The 17,829-nt window shown below is 36.7% G+C and carries 26 protein-coding genes and 1 pseudogene; 20 read left to right on the top strand and 7 right to left on the bottom strand.

Annotated features, from left to right (window positions below; translation table 11 throughout):
• Positions 1 to 43 precede the first annotated feature (43 nt).
• Together CXF64_RS10900 and CXF64_RS10895 are read left to right on the top strand one after the other, a co-directional pair.
• Entirely contained in the window at positions 44 to 433 is a 390-nt protein-coding gene (locus tag CXF64_RS10900; protein ID WP_101217007.1) for a cytochrome b562, read from the top strand.
• Between the two features lie 83 nt (positions 434 to 516).
• Positions 517 to 903 carry an OsmC family protein gene (locus tag CXF64_RS10895; protein WP_024591728.1) on the top strand — a complete coding sequence of 129 codons (387 nt, stop codon included), beginning with the start codon at positions 517 to 519 and terminating at the stop codon, positions 901 to 903.
• A 63-nt stretch (positions 904 to 966) separates the two neighbouring features.
• On the opposite strand, the gene ykgO is transcribed toward CXF64_RS10895, so the two are convergent.
• Together ykgO and CXF64_RS10885 are read right to left on the bottom strand one after the other, a co-directional pair.
• On the bottom strand, positions 967 to 1,101 hold the full coding sequence (ykgO, locus tag CXF64_RS10890; protein WP_002958669.1) for a type B 50S ribosomal protein L36: 135 nt from the start codon (positions 1,099 to 1,101) through the stop codon (positions 967 to 969).
• Positions 1,098 to 1,364 (bottom strand): type B 50S ribosomal protein L31, encoded by a 267-nt coding sequence (locus tag CXF64_RS10885; RefSeq protein WP_007580864.1) that lies wholly within the window; start codon positions 1,362 to 1,364, stop codon positions 1,098 to 1,100. Before CXF64_RS10885 ends, ykgO begins: the two co-directional genes overlap by 4 nt.
• 241 nt (positions 1,365 to 1,605) lie before the next feature.
• Here CXF64_RS10885 and CXF64_RS10880 point away from each other — a divergent pair, with 241 nt between their 5' ends.
• Together CXF64_RS10880 and CXF64_RS10875 are read left to right on the top strand one after the other, a co-directional pair.
• Positions 1,606 to 1,875: a hypothetical protein gene (locus CXF64_RS10880; RefSeq protein ID WP_007580861.1), complete on the top strand. Its 270-nt coding sequence runs from the start codon at positions 1,606 to 1,608 to the stop codon at positions 1,873 to 1,875.
• 328 nt (positions 1,876 to 2,203) lie between these two features.
• The gene (locus CXF64_RS10875) at positions 2,204 to 3,166 is read left to right on the top strand and encodes a sensor domain-containing diguanylate cyclase (protein WP_024593037.1); all 963 of its coding nucleotides are present in this window, start codon (positions 2,204 to 2,206) and stop codon (positions 3,164 to 3,166) included.
• 74 nt (positions 3,167 to 3,240) lie between these two features.
• Here the strand turns inward: CXF64_RS10875 and CXF64_RS10870 are convergent, their stop codons facing one another.
• Together CXF64_RS10870 and CXF64_RS20960 are read right to left on the bottom strand one after the other, a co-directional pair.
• The gene (locus CXF64_RS10870) at positions 3,241 to 4,281 is read right to left on the bottom strand and encodes a metal-dependent hydrolase (RefSeq protein WP_101217006.1); all 1,041 of its coding nucleotides are present in this window, start codon (positions 4,279 to 4,281) and stop codon (positions 3,241 to 3,243) included.
• 264 nt (positions 4,282 to 4,545) lie between these two features.
• A pseudogene (locus CXF64_RS20960) lies at positions 4,546 to 4,793 on the bottom strand (LysR family transcriptional regulator); the annotation flags it as partial.
• A gap of 169 nt (positions 4,794 to 4,962) precedes the next feature.
• Here CXF64_RS20960 and CXF64_RS10860 point away from each other — a divergent pair.
• Positions 4,963 to 5,442 carry a hypothetical protein gene (locus CXF64_RS10860; protein WP_101217005.1) on the top strand — a complete coding sequence of 160 codons (480 nt, stop codon included), beginning with the start codon at positions 4,963 to 4,965 and terminating at the stop codon, positions 5,440 to 5,442.
• Between the two features lie 22 nt (positions 5,443 to 5,464).
• On the opposite strand, the gene CXF64_RS10855 is transcribed toward CXF64_RS10860, so the two are convergent.
• Entirely contained in the window at positions 5,465 to 6,352 is an 888-nt protein-coding gene (locus CXF64_RS10855) for a LysR family transcriptional regulator (protein ID WP_101217004.1), read from the bottom strand.
• Positions 6,353 to 6,468: 116 nt separating this feature from the next.
• On the opposite strand from CXF64_RS10855, the gene CXF64_RS10850 reads away from it, so the two are divergent.
• From CXF64_RS10850 to CXF64_RS10810, 10 genes are all read left to right on the top strand, one after another.
• Positions 6,469 to 7,596 carry an MFS transporter gene (locus CXF64_RS10850; protein WP_101217065.1) on the top strand — a complete coding sequence of 376 codons (1,128 nt, stop codon included), beginning with the start codon at positions 6,469 to 6,471 and terminating at the stop codon, positions 7,594 to 7,596.
• A gap of 463 nt (positions 7,597 to 8,059) precedes the next feature.
• Positions 8,060 to 8,875, top strand: coding sequence for a 2,5-didehydrogluconate reductase DkgB (gene dkgB / locus CXF64_RS10845; protein ID WP_024591732.1), 816 nt, complete (start codon positions 8,060 to 8,062; stop codon positions 8,873 to 8,875).
• Between the two features lie 79 nt (positions 8,876 to 8,954).
• Positions 8,955 to 9,242 (top strand): putative quinol monooxygenase, encoded by a 288-nt coding sequence (locus tag CXF64_RS10840; RefSeq protein ID WP_101217003.1) that lies wholly within the window; start codon positions 8,955 to 8,957, stop codon positions 9,240 to 9,242.
• A 342-nt stretch (positions 9,243 to 9,584) separates the two neighbouring features.
• The gene (locus CXF64_RS10835) at positions 9,585 to 9,995 is read left to right on the top strand and encodes a hypothetical protein (RefSeq protein ID WP_101217002.1); all 411 of its coding nucleotides are present in this window, start codon (positions 9,585 to 9,587) and stop codon (positions 9,993 to 9,995) included.
• Between the two features lie 107 nt (positions 9,996 to 10,102).
• On the top strand, positions 10,103 to 10,393 hold the full coding sequence (locus CXF64_RS10830; protein WP_101217001.1) for a hypothetical protein: 291 nt from the start codon (positions 10,103 to 10,105) through the stop codon (positions 10,391 to 10,393).
• Positions 10,394 to 10,491: 98 nt separating this feature from the next.
• Positions 10,492 to 10,713, top strand: coding sequence for a hypothetical protein (locus CXF64_RS10825; protein WP_007580848.1), 222 nt, complete (start codon positions 10,492 to 10,494; stop codon positions 10,711 to 10,713).
• A gap of 95 nt (positions 10,714 to 10,808) precedes the next feature.
• On the top strand, positions 10,809 to 11,153 hold the full coding sequence (locus CXF64_RS10820; RefSeq protein ID WP_002958659.1) for a hypothetical protein: 345 nt from the start codon (positions 10,809 to 10,811) through the stop codon (positions 11,151 to 11,153).
• 188 nt (positions 11,154 to 11,341) lie between these two features.
• Positions 11,342 to 11,500: a hypothetical protein gene (locus CXF64_RS20810; RefSeq protein ID WP_007378675.1), complete on the top strand. Its 159-nt coding sequence runs from the start codon at positions 11,342 to 11,344 to the stop codon at positions 11,498 to 11,500.
• Between the two features lie 109 nt (positions 11,501 to 11,609).
• Complete coding sequence (locus tag CXF64_RS10815; protein ID WP_002958658.1) at positions 11,610 to 12,014, top strand: hypothetical protein; 405 nt, start codon at positions 11,610 to 11,612, stop codon at positions 12,012 to 12,014.
• 138 nt (positions 12,015 to 12,152) lie between these two features.
• Entirely contained in the window at positions 12,153 to 12,917 is a 765-nt protein-coding gene (locus CXF64_RS10810) for a 2-keto-4-pentenoate hydratase (protein WP_101217000.1), read from the top strand.
• A gap of 76 nt (positions 12,918 to 12,993) precedes the next feature.
• On the opposite strand, the gene CXF64_RS10805 is transcribed toward CXF64_RS10810, so the two are convergent.
• Both CXF64_RS10805 and CXF64_RS10800 read right to left on the bottom strand, forming a co-directional pair.
• On the bottom strand, positions 12,994 to 13,854 hold the full coding sequence (locus CXF64_RS10805; RefSeq protein ID WP_101216999.1) for a delta-class carbonic anhydrase: 861 nt from the start codon (positions 13,852 to 13,854) through the stop codon (positions 12,994 to 12,996).
• 103 nt (positions 13,855 to 13,957) lie between these two features.
• Positions 13,958 to 14,611, bottom strand: a complete 654-nt coding sequence (locus CXF64_RS10800) for a DUF6058 family natural product biosynthesis protein (RefSeq protein WP_101217064.1) — start codon at positions 14,609 to 14,611, stop codon at positions 13,958 to 13,960.
• A gap of 171 nt (positions 14,612 to 14,782) precedes the next feature.
• On the opposite strand from CXF64_RS10800, the gene dapA reads away from it, so the two are divergent.
• From dapA to CXF64_RS10775, 5 genes are all read left to right on the top strand, one after another.
• Positions 14,783 to 15,700: a 4-hydroxy-tetrahydrodipicolinate synthase gene (dapA, locus tag CXF64_RS10795; protein WP_024591739.1), complete on the top strand. Its 918-nt coding sequence runs from the start codon at positions 14,783 to 14,785 to the stop codon at positions 15,698 to 15,700.
• 118 nt (positions 15,701 to 15,818) lie between these two features.
• The gene (locus CXF64_RS10790) at positions 15,819 to 16,532 is read left to right on the top strand and encodes a beta-ketoacyl synthase chain length factor (RefSeq protein WP_182196527.1); all 714 of its coding nucleotides are present in this window, start codon (positions 15,819 to 15,821) and stop codon (positions 16,530 to 16,532) included.
• Complete coding sequence (locus CXF64_RS10785; protein ID WP_198551137.1) at positions 16,525 to 17,307, top strand: lysophospholipid acyltransferase family protein; 783 nt, start codon at positions 16,525 to 16,527, stop codon at positions 17,305 to 17,307. Before CXF64_RS10790 ends, CXF64_RS10785 begins: the two co-directional genes overlap by 8 nt.
• Entirely contained in the window at positions 17,304 to 17,561 is a 258-nt protein-coding gene (locus CXF64_RS10780) for a phosphopantetheine-binding protein (protein ID WP_007580830.1), read from the top strand. The genes CXF64_RS10785 and CXF64_RS10780 overlap by 4 nt, the downstream gene beginning before the upstream one ends.
• A gap of 21 nt (positions 17,562 to 17,582) precedes the next feature.
• The gene (locus tag CXF64_RS10775) at positions 17,583 to 17,828 is read left to right on the top strand and encodes an acyl carrier protein (RefSeq protein WP_002958648.1); all 246 of its coding nucleotides are present in this window, start codon (positions 17,583 to 17,585) and stop codon (positions 17,826 to 17,828) included.
• Position 17,829 lies beyond the last annotated feature (1 nt).

The following is a 17,829-nucleotide window of genomic DNA, read 5'->3' as shown; positions in this document are numbered from 1 at the left end:
TTTAATTGATACAATTAGGCGTCTTTCATTCATAAGGTTGTTCATGAAATATTTCTTATTAAATATTGCGTTATTATTTAGCTCATTGGTTTTAGCCGAGGAACCTGTCGATCTTGAAGTAAATATGAAAAACACGGGCCTTGCATATAAACAAGCGGTGCAGGCAACTCAACTTAGTGAATTTAATACTGCGATTGATGAATTTATAAAGCTGGTTAAAGTGAGTAAAACAGGTAAGTTTTACAAAAAACCTGAGCAGTCATTGCAGGGCCTTGATAAAGTGATTGCTCAAGCTGAACTTGCAAAAAAAGCAGCAAACGAGCAGGGGCTAAGTGCGGCAAAAGAACCACTGAAAAATATAGATAATTTACGTAAAAAATATCATGAGTTACACGAGCCTCCAGGGTTCTTTGAATTACTGTTCGGTTCATAAACCTAGACTATATGTGTCTTTAGTAGCTACTTTTAAGCTAATTGCGTTAAAGGTATCTGCAGCAATAAATATAAGGAAACACAATGGAAATTTCAGTTTCAATGTTAGAAGGCCAAAAGCAAAGCGCTAAATTTGGCGACCTAGAAGTAATAAGCGATCAAAGCGTAAACGCTGGTGGCAATGCAGAGTATCCAGAACCGTTTGATTATTTTTTAGTAAGTATGGTTTTATGTGCAGGTTTTTATGCGCGTAAGTTTTGCGAGCAGCGTGATATTTCAACGCAAGGTATGACGCTTACTCAAAATAACGAAAATGTAGATGACAACGGTAAAAAGCTATTTTCAATTGAGATTAACTTACCAGAAGGCTTCCCTGATAAATATAAAAAGGCGCTTATTGCAGCCGTTAATACCTGTACGGTAAAAAAAGTAATTCAGGCAGTGCCAGAGTTTTCAGTCGTGGTAAAATAGTCCCCCCTAAATTAGGTAGCTTAAGCAAGCTACCTAATTATATGTTGAGCATCCCCGTTTAACTTATTTCTTTTTCATTCCTTGTACTGCTTTAAAGCGTGGGTTGTTTTTACAAATTACAAATACGCGGCCTTTGCGTTTTACAATTTGACACCCCGGACGTTGCTTAGCACTTTTAAGAGAGCTTAATACTTTCATACCTTTTCCTTTTTAACAGTCGATAAACTTTTAAAACGACGATTAAACTGCGCAACGCGGCCATCTGTAGCGGTTGTTTTTTGCTTGCCTGTATAAAATGGGTGCGAGTCACTTGATACATCAATAGGTACGTATGGATATGTATTACCGTCTATTTCTACTGTGCGGCTCGTTTTTATGGTTGAGCCAATAATAAAGTAAGAATCGGCAGCGGTATCGTGAAAAGCAACCACGTGGTAATCAGGATGAATATTTGGTTTCATAATACGCCTCAATAAATGATATGTGATAGTATATCATTTTAATTTAACGTATTTATTCTCCCATTGCAAATTATTTAAATGTTCCTCAAAAAGGCCGTAATTGCTGGCTATTTGCGCAAACAAATCAAAAAATAAGCACTTGAATCAAAAATGCTGGCTATTGGCGTTTAGGCTGTTATAACTATATTTAAGAGTTAAAACGTTAACAAATACGGTTATAAAGTTATTACAGAGGTTATGTATGAGTGACGCAACACAACAACAAGAACAAATTGATCAAGGGGTGATGGAAACCCTAAGAGAGCGCGACCACAGTACCTTGGCGCAACAAGTAAATCCTTTAACCTGCAACCACAATGATATTGTAGAGTTACTAGCAAGGTATATGGCACTAAGCGAGCAAGAAGATGATGAGCTGTTTGATGATTGGTTTGATAACCTAACTAAAGAGCAACATACTGTTTTAAAAGTATTTGAAGTTTACCGTGGACAATATGAGCACCAAAATTAAAGTGTTTATTTTTGTAAGTATGCCAAATCCAGTGGTTATTTAAATAAAACTAAATAGCCACTACTACTTTTTCATTAAAGAGTAGCTATGTTGTATCAACCACTACTCCCACCTGTTTAAATCATAATTTTTTGCGGATTGAATCTTATCTTTATTTAGGCACGACTTACTGATATTTATAAATATTTATTTATTGCTATTTTTAGGTAATGTTCTAGTTTGAATAGGCAGACTGTTTATAGTTTAAATAAGTTTATCGGATTATATACTCGAAAATATTCGCTCCAGTTTCGTAATTTATAAAACATTTAAAATTAATAGAGCTTTAATGATTAAACCTGAGATTCCAAATAACGAAGCTGAGCGATTACACGCGCTTAGAGCATTAAAAATTCTAGATACGTCTCATGAAGAGCGATTTGATCGTGTTACTCGTATTGCCAAGCGTATGTTTAATGTTTCTATTTCATTGGTTACTTTGATTGACGAAGACCGCCAGTGGTTTAAATCAAGACAGGGGCTCGATGCGCCTGAGCTTCCTCGCGAAACCTCATTTTGTGGCCACACCATAAATCAAGACGAGTTATTAATAATCCCAGATACAGCTCAAGACGAAAGGTTTTTTGATAACCCCTTTGTTACAGGCGATCCTAAAGTACGCTTTTATGCAGGTTTTCCTTTAAAATTAAGGGAGGGAGTCATTATAGGCACTTTGTGCCTTGCCGATAATAAACCTAGACAACTCAATGATGAAGAAAAACAATTACTAAGAGATTTAGGCACGTTAGTCGAGCGAGAAATTCAATCAATTCAACTAGCCACAATTGATGAGTTAACAAGAATCTCTAATCGACGTGGCTTTTTAAACCTTGCCGAACATACGCTAAATGTATGTAGGCGAAATAAAGTATCAATGTCGTTTATATTGTTTGATCTCAATAAGTTTAAACAAATTAATGATATTTATGGACACCACGAAGGCGATTTTGTATTAAATAAATTTGCACAAATTATGCTTAGTTCATTTCGTGATTGTGAAGTAATAGGTCGACTTGGCGGAGATGAATTTGTTGCGATGTTAAGCGACTCAGACGAGACAAAAGCAGAGTTTGTTTTACAAAGGTTTGCGGATGCAATAGCGCATGCTAATAATACCTTAAATAAGCCATACAAAATTGACTACAGTGTAGGAGTAACACACTTTAAACACGATACAGGTAAATCGGTTGAGGATATGATTCAAGATGCTGATGTTGCAATGTATCAGCAAAAAAAGCAGCAATCACTTTAGTGAGCTATTTAGTTTAATTGCTGCTTGAACTTCACTTAACTTCCTCATGCTAGTACGAATTTTATAATATGCCGCTATTCGCTATTGCAGTCATTTTTTGCAGCGGGTGATGCTAAAGACACATTTGGTTGCCAAATCCTGTTCCATATTTTATGAAGATTGTTTAAGTTTGGTCTTTGACTTATTTTTTCAAAGTTACCAATGCTCACTTCTGAATCATTTTTTTTACCCACTACAAAATTAAACACATAGTTGCACTCCATGCCCATACGTAAATCAGAAAGTACAATATTGCTTTGCTGTTGGCGCACCGAATAAAACCCTTTAGTAAACCACTGCAAGCGTTTTATAGGCCATTCATCGCTAATATTATTTAACAGTGAAGACGTTGTTTGATAAGCCGTTAATGTAACATCGTTGGGCGCGTCAAATACTGATGCATAACCTTCGTAGTATTGTCCGTCAGACATCACAACAATACGCCACAGCAAAGTGGTTAGCGGAGCAGGCATACTAACATACGCATTTACTGGTATTTGTCTGTTGTTGAGAGCCGTTTTTACTTTGTCATCAATATTTACTTTTAAAATTAAAGCGCAAAATAAATATAGACTACTTAAAACTAAAGCCGCTGCATTTATACGATAAGCCGTTGCTGCTTTTATTTTGGGTATTAGCGTACATATTACGCCAATTAATAAAGGAAGCGTGTAAGCAGGGTCAATAATAAATACACTAGAAACCGCAAAGGGGTACTCAGTAAAAGGCCAGAGTAGTTGTGTACCGTATACCGTTAGGCTGTCTAATAGGGCATGTGTAGATAAACTTAAAAATACTAGCCAAAACCAGCGCACTTTATAAATTTGCATTCCCGCGTGTACTTTTAATATTAGCCATACAATGAGCGGGCTAATTAATAAATGTATTAATAACGAATGGCTAAAGCCACGGTGATAAGTAAATGCTTCTAAGGTTCCGCCATATGGCAAAAATACATCTAAATCAGGGAGCGTGCCTAAAATTGCTCCCCATAAAACGGCTTTTCGACCTATTTTATTGCCTAACACCGCATAACCTACAGCACTGCCTAATGCTACCTGCGTTAAAGAATCCATTTTAATTAATACCTTTAATTACTACTTTTATTATTTATACTTTTTGATTATTAAAAAGCGTCAAAAAATCGGTTAAAACATTTAATAAGCATATTAATATTAATATACAGAGCTTATAAACTAAGCCTAAGCTTTATGAAATCTAAAAAAGCCACAATTCGCGATGATACCGCACTGTTTCGCCGCTGCTTGCGCTAAGCGAAAACGTAAATAAAATGAGTTTTACTAACGGCCAAGTTTACGAGCATGTAAGTTCGAATCTTATAAATCACCAATACGTATGGCTAAGTCTGTTTTATGCTCGAGTAAATTAATAGTACTGCCGTGTGAGGTTATATCAAGCGTTATGTGAGGGTATTATTTAGCGAATTCACCAATTAAAGGCGTAAGTTGATGCAATACAAAAGGGTTTGCCGCATCTATTAGTTGCTTGCCATTTGGCGCTTGTTTTAAAGCTTTATGGCGTTTTCATCTGTGCATAAAATATTTAGCCTTTCGCAGGCGTATTTTAAAAGTATAGCTTTCCTCGCATTTTAAATTAAGCAAAATAATACCCCGTGGCGACTTATAAGTCCTGTTCCCGTTTAAAATACGGATGGTCAATTTGTTACCATATTTGGAATGATAATTGCCTCTAATTATAAAAATGAAGTCGTCAATTTTTAGACACATGAGGCAAAAATGAATTTTGGAACTCTTTCTTCGCAGTTATACAATGACAATGGCTATTCAAACCTAAGTAATTTAAATAAAAACACTGTAAAAACGGATGATCCTAGTATAAGTCCAGAGGCTAAAGCAGACTCTTCTTTAAATAAAGACGCCGAAAAAACTACGAGCTCTACTGCAGCTACTGAAGACGCAAAGTCTATCATTAGCAGCGAAACAGAAGATTCGAGTGACAATTCAGCAGTTCAAATGAATAAAGCGATCGAGTCAATTAAAGATTTACAGAGTAAAATAAGAGAAATGACCAATAGTTCTGATACGCCCACAGGGGAAGCGGTAGAAGAGCTAAGCGAACTTAAAAAGCAACTCGATAGTGAGCTATCGTCGATACAATTAACAGTGCGAAAAAATGTATCTACTTTAATGGATTCAATGTTTTCATCATCTTCAGATAATAAAAATTCAGGTTTGCTTTTTAATAACCAAGCATAATTTAACTTGCTTTTTAATATAGTTATAAGCTTAGTCGTGGCTTTATAAAATCTAAAAAAGCCACAATTCGAGACGATACCGCACTGTTTTTATAATACACGGCTTGTACAACCTCTCGGTTATTAGGAGAGCTAACTGCACTGGGTAACACTTCAACTAATTTACCTGTTTTTAGGTCATTGCCAATCATAAAGTGAGAAAGTAGCGCAACGCCTTGGTTTGCAATACATAGTTGGCGCACTGTTTCGCCGCTGCTTGCGCTAAGCGAAAACGTAAATAAAGCGGGCTTTACTAACGGCCAAGTGTTTAATTTTGGGGAGTCACTAAAACCAATTAACTTATGATTTTGTAAGTCATCTATTTGTATAATTGCTGCGTTGTTTTTTATATATTCTGGGCTGGCTACAATACGTAACTGACTACTGCCGAGTTTACGAGCATGTAAGTTTGAGTCTTTTAAATCACCAATGCGTATGGCTAAATCGGTTTTATGTTCAAGTAAATCAATAATGCTGTCGTGTGAGGTTATATCAAGCGTTATGTGGGGGTAATGCTTGGCAAATTCGTCAATTAAAGGCGTAAGTTGGTGCAATACAAAAGGGCTTGCCGCATCTATTCGCAGCTTGCCACTTGGCGCTTGTTTTAAAAGCTTTATGGCTTCTTCACCGGTATAAAGCGTATTTAACCCTTCGCGCGCAAATTTTATAAAAGTATGGCCTTCTTCGGTAAGCTCTAATCGGCGTGTTGTTCTGTTTAGCAAAGTACATTGCAGTGTATTTTCAAGGCGTGATACAGCTCGCGACACTTTAGCCACCTGTTGATCGAGCAAATTAGCCGCCCCCGAAAAGCTTCCGCAATCTACTACCGTTATAAACGTTTCTAAATCTTCAGTTTTTGAATGAACCGCCATAAGTATATCAACACCATCTTTGCATTATTAACAAAAGTATTTTGTCACTAATGCTATTTTTTGCAAACGATATTTTAGCCAAACTACATTCTTCAAATATTAATGAGGATATAACTATGCCATTGGCTTTGTGGGCGCTTACCTTAAGCGCATTTGCAATAGGAACAACTGAGTTTGTAATAGTGGGATTAGTACCCACCATTGCAAACGACTTAGGCGTAAGCCTACCTTCAGCAGGTTTGCTTGTAAGTTTATATGCGGTTGGCGTTGCCATTGGTGCGCCGGTGCTAACAGCTTTAACGGGTCGTTGGAATCGTAAAGTGGTACTAATAAGCTTAATGGGCTTATTTGTATTGGGTAACTTACTTGCTTGGCAAGCGCCAAGTTACGAAACATTAATACTTGCGCGCATTTTAACGGGGCTTGCCCATGGTGTGTTTTTTTCAATCGGATCGATGATTGCCACAAGTCTAGTAAGCAAAGACAAAGAAGCCAGTGCAATTGCCATTATGTTTACCGGGCTTACTGTAGCACTAGTAACTGGTGTGCCACTAGGTACATGGATTGGACAACACTTTGGTTGGCGTGCAACGTTTTTAGTTGTGTCGGTATTAGGTTTAATTGCATTAATCGGCAGCTCTATTTTAGTGCCAAAAAACTTAAAACAATCAATACCAGCCACGTTTAAAGAACAACTACAAGTAATTGTAAAACCGCGTTTATTACTCGTGTATTTAATGACGATATTGGGATACGGCGGCACGTTTACAGCGTTTACTTATTTAGCACCTATTTTAGAGCAACAAACAGGTTTTGCGCCTTCGGCTATTGCTTTAATAATGCTTGTTTACGGTGTATCGGTAGCGATAGGTAATATTTGGGGTGGAAAGTTGGCCGACAAACGCGGCCCAATTAGCGCACTGAGCATTATATTCAGCGCTTTGAGTATTATTTTACTGATATTTACTTTTACGATGGAATCAAAAATTGCTGCTGTACTTACTATTTTAGTATGGGGCGCATTTGCTTTTGGTAATGTGCCAGGCTTGCAACTTTATGTAGTAAAGCAAGCACAAAAGCACACGCCAAATGCGGTAGATGTTGCATCAGGTTTAAACATAGCCGCATTTAATATTGGTATTGCACTTGGCTCAATTATTGGTGGTAGCGTAGTAGAGAACATGACCCTGCAAGATACAGCATGGATAGGCGCCGTTATCTCTGTTTTAGCACTCGGTGTGTAGTGGTACAGCGGTATGCTTGATAAACGTGAAATTCAGCAAGCATAAAGTCTTAGCAGGGTCTGTTGACCTTTTAGGATTAAATTTGTTCAATCTAGGGAGGATTTAATCACGGAGCGAGGTTTGTAACCTAGTGGGCTAAGTAAAAATCGAGGGACAAAGAGTAAATCCACCCTAGGAAGAACCTACAGGCAGCGCGTATTTGGCATTTATGCTGCGTTATCGCCTATTAATGTGGAACAACCACACTGCATAGGCTCTGCCTTGCCTAAATACCAAATACACTGCTGCAAATGTAATCTCTAAAGATTAACAGACCCTAACCTTGAAACTAAAATTAATGACCTCATACCTGTTATGAGGTCATAGATTTTTAAGTGACAGTCGTAATAAGAAGTAAAAGGTGTATTTCGTAAAACTTCAGTGAAGTTTGTATTTCAAACCGATTATTTTATAAGGATAAACCATGACAAAACGTGTAATAGAAATGCCAGAACTCGGTATGGGAACATTCCGCTTAGAGGGCGACACGGCCTATAACTCAGTAAAAATGGCGCTCGAAGTTGGGTTTCGCCATATTGACACCGCACAAATTTATGGCAACGAAGAGCAAGTAGGTCAAGCCATAAAAGATAGTAATATTCCGCGCAGTGAAATATTCTTAACTACCAAAGTGTGGAATAACAAATTAAATAAAAGCGACTTTATCCCAAGCGTTAAAAAGTCACTTGAAAAGCTACAAGTTGATTCGGTCGACTTACTGCTAATTCACTGGCCATCGCCTGCTAACGACGAGCCAATGAGTGAATACCTCACTGAATTACTAAAAGCGAAGCAGCTTGGTTTAACTAAGCACATTGGTGTATCAAACTTCACCATTGCAAACTTAAATGAAGCAATGCAAACGCTTGACTCGCGTGAAATATTTACCAATCAGGTTGAGGTGCACCCATATTTAACTAATACTAAATTGCGTGCATTTTGTGCTCAGCACGATATACACGTGACAGCGTACATGCCATTTGTAGTAGGTAAAGTACTTAAAGATCAAACCATTATCGACATTGCTAAAAAGCACGATGCAAGTCCAGCACAAGTTGTTTTAGCATGGGTTAACGCAAGCGGCATGACGACAATTCCATCATCAACTAAGCGTAAAAACTTAGAAGATAACTTTAACGACCACGTTAAATTAGATGATGAAGACATAGCCCGCATTGATGGCCTAGATTGTGGCGACCGCCAAGCAACACCAGAATTTGCGCCGCAGTGGGATCAGTAAACTTACCTCAAACGCAAAGTTAAACTAAATATTTTAAGGTGTAGATTATCTACACCTTAACTTTTAAAAAGGAATACACATGTTAACGGCTATAGCTGCACTGTCGTGCAAAAATATTGATGCAGATGTGATGCTTACAGCACTTGAAAACTTACAAAAGTCATCGCGCCAAGAAGTAGGGTGCTTACGTTATGAACTATCTGTAAAAAGTGATGATGAACATACCGATTACGTTGTTAGCGAACAGTGGGCGTCTGATGAGCACTTTGAAGCGCATAAAAACGAGCCACACTTTAAAGCGTTTGGTACGCAAGTTACTGGACTTTTAACCAATAGTAGTATTGATGTATATAAATCAATTGGTTAAATTCTTTTTATAGTGCCTTTTATGGTACATTTTAAAATACTTAGCTAAATTACATCTCATAAAGTAAATACTCAAATAGGTGCTGTTAACTTACATCACCTTTTATTCTTATACTCCAACCTGCCTAAATACCCAACTTCGCCAATATCAATGAAACCTATTAGGACTCTTTTTTGTTAATTCGCATTCGTAGTGCGTCGAAATCAAAAGAGGTTCATAACTTTATTAAAAGTCGTTTTGATATCACAACCCACTCTAATAAATAGCCTATTTAATTTGTTGTTTACATTAAAATTCTCTGGTGTAAATATAGAAAGATGTAATTTAAGGCATTAAGCATATATGTTCGACTTGAATAGTTTGAAAGGAAAAGTTCTTATAGCTGTTTCATTAAGTCATATTCACGAAAAAGTTCACCTAGCATGGCAAGATAAGAGTAATGAAGGTTTTTTGATTTGCTATGAAATAACCTTAGAATTTGAAGATGGCAAAACTTATTTAATTAAACCGTGTGAAGTTGACGCTATTGGTTATTACCCAAGTTTAGGCTTGAGTATAGAACCTTTAGAAAGAATTGAATTATTTTACCCTTTTAATATTTCAAAACTGCCGAGCCGAATATGCGACATTGTTGAAAGTGATCATTTAGGTGAAGGCGTAGTAAATCAATTTACACTAACTTTTGATAATGAAAAAAATTTTGTTATCAGACATGTTTATCCACCTATGACGATGGGAATTAGAGTAGGGTAAATCTTAGGTAGTAATTTAACTATAAGCCTGGTAGTTGTTAATAGGCTCCTTACTTCTGCATATTTTAACTAACCACTTTCTATTATAAGACGTAAGGTATACGTGACATGTTTGATGAATTCAGATATATCTTGTCAAAAATTGAAGTTAAAGAACACGTTGAATGGGGTGCATCAATTGAATTAATTGATTACGATCACAAGGATTATATTGAAGACGTATTGTGTGAAAAGTTCGGTCTTGAATATGCATTCAGTTCTAATAAAGATATTACGGGAGGATATGTTCTATACTTCTGTAAAAGTGCAACTTTTGATCAAGTCAAAAATGCAGTTGCAAAGATAAATAACTACCATGAATTACAAAGCAGAGAATTCAAGGTAGCACCGTATAAGTAATTAAGGCGAGAAGGGAGGCTAGCCGCTGGCAATTTTCGTCCTTCAGTACTTACCTATTTTACAGCTGAGTTAATTAAACCAATAATGGAGACTTGGGTATGGAAATTAATAAATCAAATCAATCTATTCTTATTTTTGTAATTCCTTTATTAACTGCGTATTTTGGATCAAAAGTTATATTTCACTTATTTGCTTTTGAGTATCTTGTGTTTACAGATACTTTTGACATTCTAAAGCTACTCATTGATATTAGTGTATTTGGAGTGTTGTTCTATATTAGTTCACTGGGTGTTGGTTACTTCATCAGAGCTAAAACATAAGTTTTTTAATCATTAGCTGGTAAATTGCTAGCTAAAAAATCACAGCCAATAAAGCCTTAACAGCTTTAAACTGTATAATTTATATGGAGATAATAATGAAAAAATTAATCGCAATAGTAGCGTTGTTAGGCTTTGCCTCATTTGCACAAGCTAATGATAGTTTTATAGTGAATGCCAAATTTTATGATAATAAAAACTTAATTGGTTCACCTACTTTAGTTGTAAATTCAAACGAAGAGGCATCAGTTTCAGTTGATAATTCGTATAGTTTTGCTCTTACAGTAACGCCAATTGATGATTCTACTGTTAGTTTAGCAACTGACCTAAAACTAGGTGGAAAACATATGGCACCTTCTTTAGTTGTTGAACTAGACAAAGAAGCAAGTATCAATATTGATGGTAAAGAGCTTTCAGTTTTAGTAAGCAAATCAAGCAGCTAATAATACCAACCTGCATAAATCTTTGATCAATTTAACGAATTAAATTGCACTATAACGTCGTTAAAAATTTTTTATTTAGAACAACTAGATATAAAAATTTTTGCCTAGTTCTAGCGTAATTTTCTTAACGTTAAATAGACCCCATATATAAGCAGATTGGTATAAGTTAAAAATTAGGAATGTAATTAATGAGAAACTCAAGAAATGAAATAGTAAAATATGGAGTATCTTTTGGTACGGCCCTAGCAATTGCTATTTCATGGAGTGCTAATGAGTCTGTGTTATGGGCAATTTTGCACGGTTTTTTATCTTGGTTTTATGTTATTTGGCATGTAATTACGCGATAAGTGTTTTCGCGTGTGCACTGATTGATTATGTAGACCGCGGTCAATGTTAATAGTCGAGTAATTACCATTTAAAACGATTAAGTTAAAAATATAAAAGGAATAATTAATAATGAAAGGTGCGGGTGGAAGCTCTGGTGGTATTGGGCATTTTTTTATTGGTTTGATTATGATGTGCGGTGGCTTTTATATGCTGCTAAACGCAATTTCGGTGACCTCTAATTTTGGACTAAGTTCTCGCATTTATAGTGTTAATGCTTTAGGTGGCTTTGGCGTTACAGGCGGCATGGTTATGATCCCATTTATTTTTGGTGTGGGTCTGATTTTTTACAATTCTAAAAATATTTTAGGCTGGGTGCTATCTCTAGGTTCGTTAACCGCACTAATATTTGGCGTTATATCTAGTGTTCGATTTAGTATGCGAACTATGACGTCGTTTGATTTGATTGTTATTATAATTTTAGCGTTTGGCGGCTTAGGGCTGTTTTTACGATCGCTTAAATCTATTGATACTTAAATAATTACCACGCTTTGTTTTAAATACAATTTTAATTATAGGCATTTAACATGATGTTCTAATGCTTAAGCTAATACATTAATAATGTAATCCTTCCTATTTACTGCTTAACCAGTAATGTATTTTAAAGAGATTTATGTGAACAACTCAATACAGCTAAAACTAATTGCTACTCACTTATTAGCACAAAGAGAAGAAAACCCAGCGCGTTCAAACTTTCCTAAAGAGTTAGTACTAGACACGACTGACGATGCAATAGAAGTACAAAAACTGATGATTTATTTAAATGATCAAACTGTATATGGCTGGAAGTGTATGCTGCCTTTAGATGATGGCTCAATTATATTAGCGCCTCTTTTACATGCACCTATAAAACAAGCTGAAAATTGCCCACTGCATACAACAAATAACAAAGCGCTGATAGAACCAGAAATTGCATTTATTTTACAAAGCGATTTACCAAGTAATAAAACCTATACAAATGAAGACGTGGATACGGCATTTGCCAGCGCCCATTTAGCACTTGAGCTTATTCAAAAAAGGTTTGATGAAGACACTCCAAGCACTCACATTGAAAAGCTGGCTGATGGCCTATCTAATCAAGGCGTGTATTTAGGCCCACAAATAGATAAAGCCAAAGCGTATAACGCAAATACTGTAAATATTAACGTTAAGCAAACTGAGCTGGAGTTAAACTTGGCAGGTGTGCATCCTGCAGAACTTGCGCAGCTTCCACTTTATTGGGCGGTTAATTACTTATCAGCAAAGGGAATTAATTTAAAAGCAGGGCAAGTGTTTATAACAGGCTCTTATTGTGGTGTTGTTGAGCTTAATACCAATGAGCAAACATGTATTACATATGAAGATTTAAATACATTTAATGTGACATTTTTATCCCATTAAGCGTAATACTCATTTTAACGGTCATAATAAAACAACCCACTAATTAGTGGGTTGTTTTTATTTGGCTAAATTTTAATTATTTGATTTTAGAGAGTAGTGCAGGATTTATTACGAGATTTCGTACGCCGTGAGCGTGATCTTCATTAAAGGTGTTACTTTCACACCATTTGCCAACACTGTTTATATCAACCTTTGCTACTTTTGGTTTAACTGACCATGTTACTTGAAAAGGAGAGCCTGCTTCGTTGTAACTAGGACCAGTAGTTGAACCGCTATAAACAACAGGTTTACCCGTATTTGTAGGTGTAGCAATAGCTTGATAGTAACCATTAACAGATGACACGGAGCTTATTTCAGCAAAATCAAGTGCGTTAGCATCGTTTACTAATACATATACTTGAGCTTCAACACGTAGTTGCGGATTTTTAATCGAATCACTTAAACAGCTACCCAAGGTAGGGCCTGGTTTTACAATTGCTGACGTATGAACGTTATGAACCTCAATGGTATCGCCAACTAAAAGCGCGCCGTGATCGCTTGGACAAATTTCAATTTTTGCTGGTTTACTTTCACTTTTAGTTAAAGAGCCTGAATATAAGTAGCCACTTTTAAAGCCTTTTCCATTACCATTTCCGGCATATTTACTAAACTCGCCACCGGCATGTTCAGCATTTTTATGAAAGTGTATATTACATAAGTTCATATTTGATGAAGTTGGGGCATGAGAGAGAACTACGGTGTTTTCGCCTTTATAATTATCAATATTGCGTGGAGATTGTGGGCCAAAGCCTTTATTCGCAGTGTTTTTAGCAAGTGCTGCACGCTGCATTTTTATTATGTCGTCATTTGCTATTTCGTGGTTAACTTTAGCTAGCGTATTAAAAGACAGGATAGTGATTACAGCAGAAATTACACTTATTTTTGTTTTGATTGTCATTGAGTCAGTGCCTTTAAATCATGTTTTACGTAACAATTAAGTTAACAGATCTTGTTTTTCGTAAAATAATCCTAAAATGATAAATAATCAAACTAATGCAAAACTATTTTATAGATAAATCGTATTTTAAAATAAGTGCATCTATATAGCGGGTGCGTAATGTGTGTTGTTTTTCATGATCGGCGCCATGCCCTAATGCTTTGTTTAAAAGCTTCATGGCGGGGTGCAGTAGCGCTCTTTCTTCTTGGTTTAAGCTCGCTTTACTGCGCAGTTCTGTAATGTCGTCAACTAATAGCCTGCCAATATCTACCGAGACTATTTCGTCTATTAATCCATTTTGAGTAAGCACGCCGTACTTACTGCATAAAAACTGTTGCCAAATTTGCTGCAAGTGCTCGTCTATTTCGCAGCCAAATAGCTCTTCGCTAAACGTAAATCCTTGCTGAGCGAGCTTAGTTAGGTTTGCAGTATATTGCTGTGCAAAATAATTAAAAGCATGGCTTGATGATTCTATTTTTTGTTTTAAAAGACCTTGACCCCAATTAACACAGCCGCGCGGGTAATAGTCGTCATACTCTTCGCATTCATACAAACCTGAATATGAGCTGCAGCTAAGTTGACTTTTAATACAGTAACTTGGTTTTGGGAAAACACTTCGCTCTTGCCAAGCTAAAAGTGTATCTGCATCTATATTTAATGCTTGGCACAGTTCATCGGTGTTATAAAAATGAGTTGCTAAGTAGTCAGATAAACGCATAAAGCCTCTGGTATCGTTAAAAATAAAATACTGTTCATATATACAGTTGTTCATTTTGTATTACCAAACTTAATAACACAAGAAATTTTATAATTAAATGTAGGCTTACACCTCCAAAAGTACCGGCAATTATGTTACAAATAGCGCAAGTTTTATAAATAATGATTTTTTATGCGCACCCTAGACCAAATTAAACAAGCAAGCCTTATTACAGCTATTAAAACGCCATACTTAGCAAACGGTGAAATAGACCTAGCAAAGTACGATGAACTCGTAGAAATACAAATTGCAGCAGGCGTTGACGGCATTGTAGTTGGTGGCACAACAGGCGAAGGCCAGTTAATGAACTGGGAAGAGCATTTAATGCTTATAGCGCACAGTGCAAACAAGTATGGTGACAAACTGGTTATTGTTGGTAATACCGGTAGTAACAACACCCGTGAAGCGATTAAAGCAACTAAATATGGCTTTGCCAGCGGTATGGATGCAGCACTGCAAATTAATCCATATTACGGACGTACGTCTATTGCGGGTGTTAAAGAGCACTTTAAACGCGTACTTGATATTGGACCTGCCTTTATTTACAACGTAGCAGGGCGAACAGGTCAAGACCTAACACCTGATATTATTGAGCCACTCGCTAAACATGAATATTTTATTGGTGTTAAAGAGTGTGGCGGTAATGAACGTATTGCCCATTATGAACAACAAGGTATTGCATGTTGGTCGGGTAACGATGATGAAAGTCACGATGCGCGCCACACACATAAAGCGCACGGTGTTATTTCGGTTACTTCTAACTTAATACCTGGGTTATTTCGTCAGTTAATGGATACGCCAAGTAACGAGCTAAATGCGTCGTTACAACCATTGATGAACTGGTTGTTCTGTGAACCAAACCCGATTGCTATTAATACCGCGTTGATGATGACAGGTGCAGTAAACCCTGTATTTAGATTACCGTATTTACCGCTTAGTGATGAGCAGCAAGCCCAAGGCGAAGTATTAATTAATGAGTTAAATAACAACGATGTTGTTGGCGGCACAGCTAAGTGTATAAAGCAGGACGATATAGCCCTACTTTCTTAGCAATATGAGCAAGCACTGAACAAAGTGTTAGTTCAGTGCTTTTTGTTAATGATTATTTACTTCTATTGCTAAAATCGGTAAAATTCCTTCCCTTATATCTTATAAAATATGCAGAGCTGTGAAATTTGTTGTTGAAGAACTCGCTATATGGATAAAGCCCGAACAGCGACAAATAAAAGAGAGTAATTGGTTTGATTCCTCCGTATTAAATCTTAGTTGGGTGCCTGCTATGCAGCGACGCCGAATGACTTCCTTTATTAAAATGGCACTCTTTAGTGCTCATCAAGTAAGCACTCAAGGTAACTATGTTAATTTACCGAGTGTTTTTTCTTCTCGCCACGGCGATTTTCACAAAACGTCTAACTTACTTGTTGATGTAGTAAATGATCAGCCACTGTCGCCCACTGGTTTTGGGTTAAGTGTGCACAATGCCGCATCGGGACTTTTTGGGATAATACAGGGTAATACAAGTGCTACAAATGCTATTGCTGCAGGAGCCGAAAGCTTTATTTATGCACTCGTAGATGGCTTTGTAAGACTTGCTGATAACGATCAGCAACACATGTTAATAGTTCATACCGATGAGACTCTCCCCGATATTTACGCTCAGTACGCCGATGAACAGCAAATAGCACACTCTATTGGTTTAATAATAAGAGCGCCGCAAAAAGGCGAACCCCATTTTAGTTTAAACAAAGTATTTAATACGGGCATGGAAAAAAGCGACTTACCAATGAGTATTCAATGCGCTAAAGCTTTGTATGAGCGAAGCAATATATTACTTGTGCATAACACGCTTGAGCATGATTGGCAGCTTACGTACCATGCTTAAAAATGCACAAAGGCTATGTGGATTGATTTGGCGGATTATTGCTACTGCATTTTGCTTTTCAGTTTTTGGGGTTGGTGGTTTAGTATTAGCCTTTATTGTTTTTCCTGCTCAGCGCCTATTTCAAAGTGACTCAGTTAAACAAAAGCTTAAGGCTCGAAAAACAGTACATTACAGCTTCAAATTGTTTGTTAATTTAATGCATGTAACGGGCGTTATTCGATTTCATGTCAACGATAAAGCAAAAATTGAAGGCTTAAAAGGGCAACTGATATTAGCAAACCATCCTTCTTTAATTGATGTTGTTGTTTTAATTTCGGTAGTAAAAAATGCAGATTGCGTAGTAAAGGCGCATTTATTTAAAAATCCTTTTATGCGCGGCGTTATTAAAAGCACCGGCTATATAAGTAATGACGATCCGCAGGAGCTATTACGAGAATGCGAGCGCAGTTTGCAAAAGGGTAATAACTTAATTGTATTTCCTGAAGGGACACGGACAGAGCCTCACAAAACATTAAAGTTTAAACGAGGCGCTGCAAATATTGCAATTAGATGTCATGCGCCCATTACTACTTTTTTAATTAAAATGAAGCCAAACACTTTAACCAAAGGCACACCTTGGTATAAGGTCGCGCCATATCAGGCGCATTTTACAATGGGGCTTGCGAGCCAGCAGTTTAATTGTGCAACGTACGACAGCGATATGCCTGCGATGCAATCACGCCAATTGACTAAAGATTTACAACATTATTTTACACAAGAGCTAAAAAATATATGAGCGAATTAAAAGAACAAATAAAACAACTGATTATCTCAAGCCTTGACCTTGAAGACATGACCACTGCTGACATACAAGATGATGACGCTTTATTTGTAGATGGCCTAGGGCTAGACAGCATAGATGCATTAGAGCTTGGCCTTGCGATAAAGAAGCAATTTGATGTGAAAATAGATGCAAACTCTGATCAAACTAAAGCGCACTTTGCCTCAGTTAATTCTTTAGCAAAATTTATTGAACAAGCACGTTCTTAATATATAAAAGTAGGAAGAAAGATGAAAACCGCTGCTGAAATTTATGATGTATTACACGGCATTTTAGAAAACGAATTTGAAATAGACCCAGAAGATATTAGCTTAGAGGCTAACCTGTACCAAGATCTTGATTTAGACAGTATTGATGCAGTTGACTTAGTTGTGAAATTAAGAGAAATCACAGGTAAAAAAATTGAGCCTGATGCCTTTAAACTTGTGCGCACAGTGCAAGACATAGTCACCGAAATAGAAAAGTTAGTTAACTAAT

This window comes from Pseudoalteromonas sp. GutCa3 (genome assembly GCF_002836155.1).
GTDB classification, from domain to species: Bacteria; Pseudomonadota; Gammaproteobacteria; order Enterobacterales; family Alteromonadaceae; genus Pseudoalteromonas; species Pseudoalteromonas arctica.
This window is presented reverse-complemented; position numbering and strand designations above follow the sequence as displayed.